Source organism: Bacteroidia bacterium, assembly GCA_040880525.1.
In the GTDB taxonomy this organism is placed as follows: Bacteria; Bacteroidota; Bacteroidia; order CAILMK01; family JBBDIG01; genus JBBDIG01.
Window position 1 is genome coordinate 84,046 of sequence record JBBDIG010000014.1, and the last position, 13,182, is coordinate 97,227.

The following is a 13,182-nucleotide window of genomic DNA, read 5'->3' on the forward strand; positions in this document are numbered from 1 at the left end:
TTCTTATTAAATCAGCATAATTGAATTATTGATTGGTTAAGTCGGCTCTGCGACAGGTTCCAGCGCCTCTTCCTCTTTTTCCTTTATCAGTTCATCATCATCCACATTGGATACTTTTTTATCCTTTTCAGAAATATAACTGTAGATGGCCGGGATTACGAAAAGCGTGAGGATTGTTGCGAATATTAACCCGCCAATTACGGCAATCCCCATTGAGACGCGGCTTTCTGATCCGGCTCCAAGAGCCAGCGCAATAGGCAGCACACCGAGAATAGTAGAAAGACTCGTCATTAAGATTGGCCGAAAGCGGGCAACAGCCGCATTTTGTATTGCATCCATAAAATCAATTCCGGCAGCTTTCCGCTGATTGGCAAATTCCACTATGAGGATGCCATTCTTAGTTACCAGCCCAATAAGCATAATAATACCGATCTGGCTGAATATATTGAGGGTTTGTCCGAAATACCAGAGGCTGAGCACTGCGCCACCAATTGCCAGCGGTACGGTGAACATAATAATGAACGGATCTCGGAAACTCTCGAACTGGGCTGACAGCACCAGGTAAATGAGCACCAGCGCCAGCAAAAATGCGAACAGAAGGCTGTCAGAACTTTCCACAAAATCCTTGGAAGGTCCGTCCAGCGAAGTTGAGAAAGAGTCGTCCAGCGTTTTATCCTTTACCCGGTCCATCGCGGCAATTCCATCTCCGATGGTTTTTCCCGGAGCCAGGCTTGCTGAAACGGTGGCGGAGACAAACCGGTTATAATGGAAAAGCTGCGGAGGTGTAATTTCTTCGGTAAGTTCCACCAGATTGTCAAGCTGGATCATTTCACCATTATTATTCCTCACATACAGCGAAGCCAGGTCAACCGGAGCTGACCGGTCCTGGCGGTCTACCTGGCCTATTACCTGGTATTGGTTGCTGTTCATAATATAATATCCGAAGCGCGTACCGCTGAAAGCAAATTGCAGCGTTTGCGCCACATTCATGGTGGATACTCCTGCTTTCCGGGCTTTTTCACGATTGATCTCCACACGCAGTTCGGGCTTATTAAATTTAAGATTAACATCTACGAACTGAAAAGTAGGATCCTGATTGGCTTCCTCTAAAAATTTTGGAAGCACTTCCTTTAATTTTTCAAAATTAGGCGCCTGGATCACGTATTGTATTGGCTGTCCGCTCCGCTGATTTCCAATGCTTTGTTCCTGTATTACGAATGCGCGGGCAGTGGTGAGCTGCGTTACTTTTGCGGAAAGCGCATCGGCTATCTCCATTTGAGATCGTTCGCGCTCATCTGCATCCACCAGCTTCAGCCTTACGAATCCTGAGTTGGTAGAAGACGAGGCACCAAAACCGGGAGACGTAACGGAAATAATGGCTTCAACTTCCGGCACTTCCTCCTGCACCAAGGCAATGAGGTCGTCCATATAATCATCCATAAACTCGAAAGTGGCACCTTCAGGCCCGGTAGACATAATGCGAAGGCCGCCACGGTCTTCGATCGGAGCCAGCTCTGAAGGCAGCATGGAGCCGATACCAAAGATCAGGACGATGGCAGCCGCCATTACGGCAAAAGCAAGCCACCGCCTTTGCATAAACCATGAAAGCATGTTGGCGTAGCCTGCGGTGAGGTTGCGGAAAAAGGGTTCCGTTGCTTCATAAAAACGATTGTGCTTTTCCCGTCTTTTCAGCAGTTTGGTAGAAATCATTGGTGTAAGGGTAAGCGCCACAAAAGAAGAGATCAGCACGGCCCCGGCAATCACGATCCCAAATTCGCGGAACAACCGCCCGGTAAGGCCCTGCAGAAATATCACCGGCAGAAAGACTGCTGCCAGCGCAATGGTGGTGGCAACTACGGCAAAGAATATTTCTGCGGCTCCCTGCATTCCTGCTTCTACAGGCTTTTTACCTTCCTCAATTTTGGTGTAAATATTTTCCAATACTACGATGGCATCATCCACCACAAGGCCAATGGCCAGCACCACCCCCAGAAGCGTTAGCACATTAATGGAGAAATCCGCAATGTACATGATGAAGAAGGCTCCGATCAGGGCTATGGGAATAGCTATTACCGGAATTATGGTGGCCCGCCAATCACGCAGAAAGAGGAAAATAATAAGGACAACAAGGATGAATGCAATGAAAATAGTTTGCACTACTTCAGATATTGAAGCACGAATAAAATCGGTGGTGTCAAACCCGATTCCGAGTTCAATGTCGGCAGGAAGGTCTTTCTTAATATGCTCCACCCGCTCATAAAATTCATCTGCAATCTCTATATGGTTAGAGCCGGGTTGTGGCCGCAGCACAACGCCCACCATTGGAATTCCATCGCGCTTCAAAACCGTTCTCATGTTTTCAGGACCCAGTTCAGCCCGGCCCACATCCCGGAACCTGACAATATTATTTTCGGATTCTTTAATGATCAGGTCGTTAAACGCTTCTACATTGGCAAGCCGCCCGAGGGTTCTTACCGTCAGTTCCATATTGTTGCCTTCAATGCTTCCCGTTGGCAATTCTATATTTTCCCGTTGAAGTGCGCTTTGCACGTCCAGTGGCGTAAGGTCATACGCTGCCAGTTTTCCCGGGTTCATCCACAGGCGCATGGAATATTTCTTTTCTCCCCAAATGTCAACCTCAGCCACACCCGGAATGGTTTGCAGCCGCTCCTTGAAAATATTATCGGCAAACTCCGTAAGCTCCAGCAGCGATTTTTCCTCGCTTTTTATATTCAGGAATACGATTGGGTTGGCATCTGCATCGGCTTTCGATACAATGGGCGGCTCCGCATCCTCCGGAAGATTCCGCACGGCTCCGGAAACTTTGTCCCGCACATCATTGGCAGCGGTTTCAAGATCCACCTCGAGTTCAAATTCTACCGTAAGGGTGCTCCTGCCATCGCGGCTCACTGAAGTTAGCGTGCGGATACCGGCAATCCCATTCACGGCATCCTCCAGCGGCTCTGTGATCTGCGTTTCGATCACCTCTGCATTAGCACCGGTATAATTGGTGGCAACAGTGATAATAGGAGGGTCTACACTCGGAAATTCCCGAACACCCAAATAGGTATACCCGATCACGCCAAAGAGCACGATGATGATGCTCATTACTGAGGCGAGTACCGGCCTCCTTATGCTTAATGAGGATAAACTCATTTTTTTAATTTTAATATTGTGATCAAGGTTTTAAAATTCAATTTTGGTATTTTATAAACCAATTATTAAAAAACTAAAAGCTTCAGAATTAACATCGCCTTTTAATTCTTTATAATTGTTTTTAGTTTAAATCTTAAAACCTCTTTATTATTTATTTCTCTTTAAACCAAGACCTATCTTAATTCACTGATTTTCACCTCCACTCCGGGACGAATTTGAAGCAAACCGGTGGTGATGATGGTATCCCCATTCTTTATTCCACTTGTTACCTGGATGTTCTCTGCTGTGCGGATACCGGTTTGAATATCCACTTTGGCGACTTTACCATTCTTATACAAAAACACTTTTTGGCCATCTATTTCCGAAATCAATGCATGGCTGGGAATAAATACGGCATTCTCAATTTTTCCAAGCACTAGTTCCACATTGGCGAAACCGCCCGGCAGGAGTTTATTATCAGGATTATCCGCTCTTGCTCTTAATTGCAGGGTCCTGGTTTCTCTGCTTATTTGCGGATCCATGGCATATACTTCTCCTTCATGTTGCGTTTCAGAACCCGGAACGGAGAATTTAATCTTGTCCCCCAAATTCACTGAAGCTGCATATTTTTCAGGAATGGAAAAATCAATTTTTACAGGATCGGCATCCACAAGCGTGGCGATAAGCGTATTGGGCGAAATATAGCTGCCCGGGCTAACATGGCGCAAGCCGATTACACCAGCAAACGGTGCGCGGATCGAGGATTTATCAAGCAAAGCAGTAAGGCGGGCCACCTCAGCTTTCAGCGTATTGGTTTCGGTTTGTGCCTGTTCAAAGGTCTGCTCACTGATGCCGCCTCTTTCCAGGAGTTGCTCCTGGCGATATTCGCGGTCTTCAGCAAGTTTGATCTGGTAGCGCAGCTTTTGCAGCTCAGCCTGCACTTCCTCATTTCTGATCTTTACCAGCAGCCGGCCTTTCTGCACCCGCTGCCCTTCTTCAAAATTGATGGTGGAAACCTTTCCGGCAATTTCGCTGCGCAGCTCCACAATTTCATTGGCGATAATGTTTCCTGTGAGATCAATCGTTTCGTTCCAGAGCGTATCTTTAGCGATGCTTGCCCGGACAGGCAGCGAGGCTGAAGTGCCCGGCCCGGCAGCCGCTACGTCTTCCGAGTTTCCGGAGAGTTCTATTTTAGGAATGATGAGCGCAGCAAGGATGATCAGCACCAGGCCCGTAATGGATACTATTTTAACCGTTCGTTTGGACATTTTTATTTGTAGAGTTTAAAATATAATTCAAGTTCTTCTTCCGGCATGTTGTACATGTTGCACCACATTTTTTGCAAAACGGTATAAAAAGCTGCGATTTGATCCTGATTTAACCCTGCCATTGCCTCGCGGTTCAGGTTGTGCATTTCTTTTTCGATCAGGGGCAGCAGCTTTTCACCTTCGGGTGTTACGGCCAGCAGATGCTTCCGTTTATCGCTGGGGTTTTGCCTGCGCTCCAGCAATCCGTGCTCTGAGAGATAGTTCACGATCTTCATGGCAAAAGCCTTATCAATTTTGAGGTAATCGGCCAGTTCCTGCTGCGTCATCCGATCGTTCTGGTAAATGATGAGCAGGTAGAAATAGTAGCGGTCAATTTCCAGATCTGCCAGGCGGAGGGTGAGGACGCCTGCATACTTCTTGGAAAGAAGCCGGAAGTAAAATCCTAAGGGAGTACGATTGTCAAGTCTTTGCATACATATAGTTGATAAATACAACTATTTAGCCCCGGCTTTACAAATGTCCTGCCTGAGTGGAATTTTTGGGTGAGGAAAAGGTGGCGAGGGATAAAAAAATGGTAAGACATTGAGACGGCCAAAAGATGCATACATCTTCAATCTCTTGACGCTAAACATTAAGGGGTAGCCTCGTAGGAATTCCCCGTCCTGAAGCACAAAAATTATTGCAAAATGATTCGTGCTTTAGCCTTGGATGTACAAGGGTGGAGCGGTTCATTACAAAAAAGGTTAACCATTTTTGATTGGTTTTGTATTTTTGGCAAAATAAAATGCTTTGTTATGATATATTATGTTAAGGTTTTGCCCTTTGCTCTTTTTCTTGTATTTGTTTCAATGTTTGCCTCTGCACAATCCCCCAATTTCCAATGGGCCAAGCAACTTGGTGGTAATCTTCAGGACGTTAGTAACTCCATCACAATAGACGATTCGGGAAATGTCTATATCACTGGAGCATTTCGAGGTGCATGTGATTTTGATCCCGGCATTAATACATCGGTGATGGTCTCTGCTGGAGAAGAAGATCATTTTATTTCTAAACTGAATGATTCAGGGAGTTTTGTTTGGGCTAGGCGCATGGGTGGAACTTCATCAGATTTGGGCTTATCAATAGCCGTTGATGATGTTGGAAACATTTACACTACCGGCTACTTTGAAGGGACCGCTGATTTTGATCCCGGTATTGATACCTTTTTACTGGTCTCGGAAGGAAGTAGGGATATTTTTATTTCTAAGCTGGATGCCTCGGGAAATTTTGTCTGGGCTAAGGGACTAGGCAGCCCTTCAGATGATGATGGCTCTTCTTTGGTTTTAGATGACTCAGGAAATCTCTACATAACCGGAAAATTCTCAGACTCTGTGGATTTTGATCCAGGACCAAGTACTTCTTATTTGAAATCTGATCAAGATACGGATCCGTATGTTCTAAAACTGGATACAGCCGGCAATCTTATTTGGGTTAAACATTTTGGGGGTACTAGAGGTATCGATATTTTCGTGGATGACTCCTTTTATGTTTATACTACCGGAACATTTGCAACCATTTCAGACTTCGATCCCGGAGTTGATACTTTTAATCTGTTTCCTACCGGACATTATGATACCTTCATTTCTAAATTGGATTCTGGAGGGAATTTTATTTGGGCGAAACAATTAGGAGGTAGTGGGAACCAAACTGCCCATTCTGTTGTGGTAGATGATTCTGGAAGCGTTTATACGGCAGGATTTTTTAACGGTAATGCAGATTTTGATCCTGGTGTTGATACATTCGAACTCTCGGACAAAGGAAGAGGTGATATTTTCATATCTAAAATTGACGCCTATGGAGACTTTAAATGGGCAAAGCAGTTTGGAAGTACATCTCTCATGATTAATTCTGCTTCTTCCCTTGCGTTAGATAATGCTGGAAATATATATTCCATAGGAGGCTTCACTGGAAATGTTGATTTTGATCCAGACACTGGGATTTTTAACTTAAGTTCATTGGGACCTTTCGATATTTTTATTTTGAAGCTAAGTTCTTCTGGTGATTTCATCTGGGTTACACAATTGGGAAGTTCAGGTACCGACTACGGTTCCAGCATCTTTGTGGACAGCCTGGACAATATATACACTACGGGGCATTTTGCTGGAACAGTAGATTTTAACCCAACCAATGGGGTAGCTAACATGAGTTCCTTCGGAGCGCAGGATGTCTTTATTCATAAGATGTCCTCATGTCATTCCCGCGTAACAATAACTCCCTCCGCCTGTGATAGTTATATGGTACCAAGTGGGAAAGAGACATATACCATAAGCGGAATTTATATGGATACTCTTGCTAATGCTCAATCATGTGATAGCATTATCACTATCAATTTAACGATTAACCAACCAACTACTTCATCACCAGTGGTTAATGGATGCGATTCATTTCAATGGCACGGACGTATTTTTCATGCTTCGGGAACTTATTTCGATACCATTTCGAATGCTGCTGCATGTGATTCTGCTATTACGTTGAACTTGACGATTAATAGATCTTCTGCATCCACACAGAATATATTATCATGCTCTGATTTTTTGTGGCAGGGAAATACATATTCTACCACTGGAACCTATTATGACACGATTCCTAACGTATCGGGTTGTGATTCAGTCATGATGCTGAATTTAGTTATCAACCGTACTGCTTCCACCTTAATTGATACTGCCTGCGATGTTTATTTCTGGCAGGGCCAGACTTACACTTCATCCGGGACTTATTATGATACTATACCTAATGCGCAGGGTTGCGATTCAGCAATGACCTTGCTTTTAAATGTTAAAAATTCAACAGCTTCCTCGCAAACCGTAATCTCTTGTGATTCTTTTTTATGGAGAGGGAACAGTTACACCCTCTCGGGAAATTATTCTGATACAATTCCAAATTTCATGGGTTGCGATTCGGTAATAATATTGAATTTGACAATTCATAATTCAACAGGATCCTTGCAGACCGTTACCTCCTGTAATAATTTCTTTTGGCAAGGAGGAATTTACTCCTCTTCTGGAACCTACTATGACACTATTAAAAATAGCTTTGGTTGTGATTCTTTAATGACTCTTATTTTGACCATTGACACTGTTGACATTTCTGTTACAGTCAACGATCCTAAACTTACATCTAATGCGCAGGATGCAAGCTATCAATGGATAAATTGTGATGCTATGCAGCTCATTCCCGGGGATACTAATGCAATTTTTATTGCCACCACAAACGGAAACTACGCAGTTATTGTAGGGCAAACAGGCTGTGCCGATACTTCTGTTTGTTACCTTATTTCAAAGGTGGGAATAGCTGAAACTGTTTTTGAGAAAGAACCTATAATATTTCCAAATCCTACTGATGGGGTGATATTTATTCTGTTTGATAAAGCAACAAACCATGCAACTTTGCGGATTTCCAATCTTTATGGGAAAGTTATAATAGAAAAAACCAGTCTCAACAGCGATGAATTGGAATTGGATTTTTCTGAACAGGCATCGGGCATCTATCTACTTGAAATATTGGAAAAAAGAAAGATTTTCAGAGCTAAGATAATCAAGAACTGAAATTATTACCAGCTAACTTCCACATAATTTGTATAAGTTATCATCAAGCTGTTGCAATACCTCATCTTTCAACTGATTTAACCATCCCAGCTATTTTGAATGTTCTTTGGTACTTAAAGTATTTATAAGAAAAAAATTTAAACGAGTATTACAGATGGTTCGTTCCTCACCATGCCAATTTGGAGCAAACTACTGGGGCTGTTCATTGCTAATTTATATTCGTCTGCATAGGGAATTTAAAAAACAATATTGATTAGCATTTAGTGGTATTTTAATGGAAAAATGTTAAAAGCTCTCCAGTCATTTGATACCGGCAATACTCAATAGCGTAGGCTAGAGGATTGACTCCTGTACTCCATTATTTTCATGATAGAACAATTTAATATTAAAAGTATTAATAAGCTAAACTGAGTTTTCAGCATTACGGATGGCTGGGCCCAAAAATCCATTCGGTGCTATTATCCTGCATGTGCCATATATTTGCCCGCCATAGCCAGATCGTTTCTTTAAAATTGCAGGAACGTTATTATCAGCTTTCAGAAAAATGGAGATTAAATCTTATATATCCAAAGCGTCTGCCGCCAAATGGGGCGTTTTTTTACTTTTTTGCCTTTATCTCTATTTTCCGGTTTTTCTCCATCTCAATACGCTGCCCATCCACCTTTGGGACGAGGCGTTGTTTGGCTTGCGTGCGCTGCACTTCTTGAAGTTTGGCGAGTACATGGTCAATTTCAATCATTTCGAGGGAATGCCGGACTACCTTAGCACCAAGCTGCCGTTTACCACTTTCTTTCAGGTTGCCGGTTTAAAAATATTTGGAATCAACGAGTTAGGTCTCAGGTTGCCAATATCCTTCATTTTTTTGGGTACTGTATTTTATGGCTGTTACTTTTCACGAAAATACCTGGGAAGCATTTTGCCGGGAATCGTAGCCGGGGTGGTGTTGGTGAGCAGCACCGGAGTGGTGACCTCACACATGCTGCGCACGGGCGATCATGATATTCCTTTTGCCTGCTATTTATTTCTCGGTATTTTATTTTTTCATCGCTTTCTTAATACGGACCGTTCTGCTCTGCTTGTGGCTTTTACGATATGTATGATCGCTGCTTTCCTGACGAAAAATCTCCTGACGGGTCTCATTTTTCCCGGCCTGTTGGCCTACACGCTTTATCGCAGATCATTTGTGAAAATGCTGAGGGACTATCGCATTTACCTGTCTTTGCTGGCCATTGCAGGAAGCTATGTAGGCACCATTCTGTATATTGAAAATATATCCCCGGGCTTCTGGGCAAGGATGTGGGACCATGACCTGATGGGGCGGTACAAGGAACCAATTCATGGCCATGAAAAAGCATTCTTCTATTATTATTATCTGTTTGTAAATGAGAGTTTTGTCCCATTCAGTTATTTTATGCTGGCTGCCATTGCTCTTAGTGCAGACCGCAATATGAATAAAAATGTACAGCAATTGCTGGTGCTTAATTCACTGGTTTTTGTTTTTTATTTATTGGGTATTTCTTTAGCCGAAACTAAATTACCCTGGTACCTTGGCCCACTATATTTTATGGGCGCATTCATTACAGGATTGGGGATTTATCACCTGTGGGCCAGCTATATTATCCGGATGAGCGTGGCCGCCCAATATTCGCTACTGGTAGCCGCCCTCATCCTAGTGATCCCAAATTATGCGAAAATTATCGGATCCATTTATTTACCTGAACCAACCCTGTCAGAGCAGAAATATGGGATTTTTATTGAAAGGATCAGCAAAGATTTTCCGGAAGTTGATACTATGGTAATAGCCGATAAAAGCTTTGGGCCGGCGGCTTATTTTATTAAAGAAGAATATAATGCGCTTGAACAATTTAATATTAGTTATCAAAAGAACATTGAATTTAATAAAGGTGAATATGTAATAACCTGCTTCCAGAGTGTGTTGAAAGTGATGGAGCAAAAATATGATATTAAATTGCTGAATAGCTGGCAGGAATGCAGCCTGATAAAAATTCAAAGAGAAAAATTGATTTTGGATAAATAATTGGGAAGCACCGTGTTCAGGGGAAATTGCGATTAGAAAAAGCATTAATATGTTAAAAAGATAGAATAATCATTGTCTGAAGTTTGAAACTTCATACATCATGATGGCTGCAGCGATCGCAGCATTCAGGCTTTCTGCGTGGCCGGAGCCGGGAATTGTAATCTGGTGACGGCATTTAGCCAGGAGCGACTCTGTGAGGCCATGCGCTTCATTGCCTATAATAAAAAATCCGCCTTTGGGTTTATCCTGAGAAAGTGGTACACCCTGAATTGTACACGCATAGGACGGTATTGCCGGATGATCTGTCAGCAATCTTACCAGATCGTGATAGTAAACCGGCAGGCGGGCAATGCTGCCCATACTGGCCTGGATGGCTTTCGGGTTGAAGCAGTCTGCACAACCAGGAGAGCAGATTATGGCAGGAATTCCGAACCAGTCGGCCGTGCGAATGATGGTGCCGAGGTTGCCCGGATCGCGTAGGTTGTCCAGCAGAATGTAAGGCAGTTCCGGTTTCAACCACAGTTCCGGCAACTCCGGAATTGGAAAAACGGCCAGCACTTCCGGTGGCGTTATGAAGCTGCTGATCGCTTTCATTTCAACGGGCGATACTTCGACTATCCGATCCTGCGGAAGCTGAAATGTTTTACCTTTCTGCCGGAGCCAATTTTCGGTGGCAAACAATTTGTCAAATCGTAGCGAGCTTTGCAACAATTCCGCGACAGTTTTGTGGCCTTCAGCAATGAATAACTGAAATTTATCGCGAAACTTTTTGCCCTGAAGCTGCCGGAGCCACTTTTCCTGAGATTTTGAAACCATCTTTCCCTTATTTGAGACCCTTCATTTTCATAGCCCTGATGCTGCCTGCGCTGCTGTTTTCCTCATGCAGCGTCAAAAAGTATTTAGGCGAGGATGAATATCTCATGAACAAGGCAAAGATAAAGGGCGCTCCGCCAAAAGCCGATGAGGACCTGATGAACCTCGTAAAGCCGAAACCCAACAGCCGCTTCCTGGGAATTGGAAAATGGCGAATGCGTATTTTTATTCTTTTCGATAATGACAAAGAAAAAGGGCTGGCCTACTGGTTAAGAAAAAATATTGGAGAGCGCCCGGTAATTTTGGATTCCACCGCTGTGGAGCAGGCGGTGATGCAAATGGATAATTACATGTTTAATGAGGGTTATTTTCAGAGCAGGTCAAGCTATGAAGTGGATCCTAATGAAAAAAGAAAACGGGCGAAGGTAACTTTTAATATTGAGCCCTATATTTATTATGGTATAAGCCATATTGAATATTATATACAAGACAGGATCCTTGACAGTATTGTAACCAGCGACTCGGCCAATTCACTCATCCATCCAGGCCAGCGGTATGACAGCAATGTGCTTTCGCAGGAGCGCGAAAGGCTTACCACATTGATCCGTAACCAGGGCTACTATAACTTTAACCGCGAGTATATTTATTTTGAAGTACCTGTAGATACCACTTCCATTGTAAAGAATGTAAAAGTGGGCATCGGCATCACGCTCCGGCAAAATTATGAACCGCACAAAGTATTTTATATTGATACCATTTTCGTGGAGCCGGATTACCGGGTGCTATACCCTGAGCAACAGGATACCTTTACCGTGGAAGGTGTTGTGTTCGTAGCCAATCGTTCCATTATTAATCCTAAAGTACTTAAGGATTTCATCTTTTTTGAACCGGGAGATGAATATCGTATTGAGGATGAAAAATCCACGATCAATAAAATTGCGGGCCTCAACCTGTTCAAATTTGTGGATGTAAAGTATGTTGAAAAAGGAACACGTAATGATTCTTCGCTCCTGGATGCTTTTATTCGCCTGACGCCTTACCGGCAATATGACCTTCTGACCGACCTGGAATTGCGCACACGAGAGGAAAATCAGCAGATCACCCAAACACCGGTGGCGGACCAGTTTTATGGAATTGCAGGCAGCATCACGCTTCGCAACAAGAACTTGTTCAGGAGCGCCATACAGCACGATATCCGGTTGCGGGGCGGACTCGAATATCAGACTGAAGATATTGGCAAAAGCCCGTTCCTTGGCGATTATCAATTCGGAGTGAGCACGGGTCTCAACTTCCCGCGAGGCTTCGTACCGTGGAAATTCCGTAGCGTGGCATTGGGCGTAAATTCCATAACCTCGTTAAATCTTGCTTATTTATTTGAGAAAAACTCAGATTTTAAAAGACAGACAGGGACATTCAAATATTATTATCAGTTGCAGAGAGATAAATTCACTTATCTTTTTACGCCTTTTGAGATCAGCCTTGTAAGCACCGACCGTACGCCAGAATTTGATGCGATCCTGGAGCGATTCAATAATCCGCTTATCACCAATCTATTCGATCGCCACCTGCTCATGAACAACCGGTTTACGGCCATCTTCACAGATAAACCCCGTACTCAGGGAATCAACTACTGGTATATAAAAGCCACCCCGATGGAGTCAGGCGGACTGCTGCTGTACGGAATAAAGAAATGGCTTAGCCCGGAACCTCCACCCGGCCGTGGTGAAGAAATAAACACATATCAATTTGCAGGGGTAGATTTCTATCAATATTATAAAACAGAACTGGACGTGCGGTTTTACCAGGTTTTTAACGAGCATGAACAGATGGCTTACCGGCTGAGCGGAGGCATTGGACTTCCTTATGGAAACAGCAAAGTGATGCCCTTTGAAAAACGTTTTTTCATTGGAGGTTCCAGCAGCGTGCGGGCCTGGCGGAATGGACAATTGGGTCCCGGCTCTTACCGCGATACACGCCCGCTATTTCAGCGCATTGACCAATCAGGGGAAATTCTTTTGGAAGGAAATACCGAATACCGGTTCGATATGGGCGACATCACCGAAGGAGCTATATTCATGGATTTCGGGAATATTTGGACGCTTAATGACACTACTCGAGCCGGTTCCATTTTTTACCTCGACCAGTTTTATAAGCAAATCGCAATTTCTGGCGGCATTGGCCTGCGCCTGGATTTCAGCTTTTTTATTTTCAGGACTGATCTTGCTTATCCGCTTCGCGATCCTTCCCTTGTTTCCAAACGTCTCTTCAGCCTGGACAATCCCCGGCTCAACGACATCCGTCTCAATTTCGGGATAGGGTATCCATTTTAGTTTGCGGATTCAAT

At 43.7% G+C, this 13,182-nt stretch carries 7 protein-coding genes; 3 read left to right on the forward strand and 4 right to left on the reverse strand.

All coding sequences use genetic code 11. The features are described 5' to 3' along the window. Nucleotides 1-36: 36 nt before the first annotated feature. The 3 genes from WD077_02740 to WD077_02750 all read right to left on the reverse strand — a co-directional run bounded on the left by WD077_02740 (nt 37) and on the right by WD077_02750 (nt 4,876). The gene (locus WD077_02740) at nt 37-3,156 is read right to left on the reverse strand and encodes an efflux RND transporter permease subunit (GenBank protein ID MEX0966127.1); all 3,120 of its coding nucleotides are present in this window, start codon (nt 3,154-3,156) and stop codon (nt 37-39) included. A 173-nt stretch (nt 3,157-3,329) separates the two neighbouring features. Next, a complete protein-coding gene (locus tag WD077_02745) occupies nt 3,330-4,403 on the reverse strand; it encodes an efflux RND transporter periplasmic adaptor subunit (protein ID MEX0966128.1) in 1,074 nt (357 codons plus the stop codon). Between the two features lie 2 nt (nt 4,404-4,405). Further along, the gene (locus WD077_02750) at nt 4,406-4,876 is read right to left on the reverse strand and encodes a MarR family transcriptional regulator (protein MEX0966129.1); all 471 of its coding nucleotides are present in this window, start codon (nt 4,874-4,876) and stop codon (nt 4,406-4,408) included. Nucleotides 4,877-5,089: 213 nt separating this feature from the next. Here WD077_02750 and WD077_02755 point away from each other — a divergent pair, with 213 nt between their 5' ends. Continuing rightward, nucleotides 5,090-7,987, forward strand: a complete 2,898-nt coding sequence (locus WD077_02755; GenBank protein MEX0966130.1) for an SBBP repeat-containing protein — start codon at nt 5,090-5,092, stop codon at nt 7,985-7,987. Between the two features lie 544 nt (nt 7,988-8,531). Next, a complete protein-coding gene (locus WD077_02760) occupies nt 8,532-10,025 on the forward strand; it encodes a glycosyltransferase family 39 protein (protein ID MEX0966131.1) in 1,494 nt (497 codons plus the stop codon). A gap of 69 nt (nt 10,026-10,094) precedes the next feature. Here the strand turns inward: WD077_02760 and WD077_02765 are convergent, their stop codons facing one another. Beyond that, the gene (locus tag WD077_02765; protein MEX0966132.1) at nt 10,095-10,841 is read right to left on the reverse strand and encodes an RNA methyltransferase; all 747 of its coding nucleotides are present in this window, start codon (nt 10,839-10,841) and stop codon (nt 10,095-10,097) included. An 11-nt stretch (nt 10,842-10,852) separates the two neighbouring features. On the opposite strand from WD077_02765, the gene WD077_02770 reads away from it, so the two are divergent. Further along, complete coding sequence (locus tag WD077_02770) at nt 10,853-13,168, forward strand: BamA/TamA family outer membrane protein (protein MEX0966133.1); 2,316 nt, start codon at nt 10,853-10,855, stop codon at nt 13,166-13,168. The last annotated feature ends 14 nt before the right edge of the window (nt 13,169-13,182 follow it).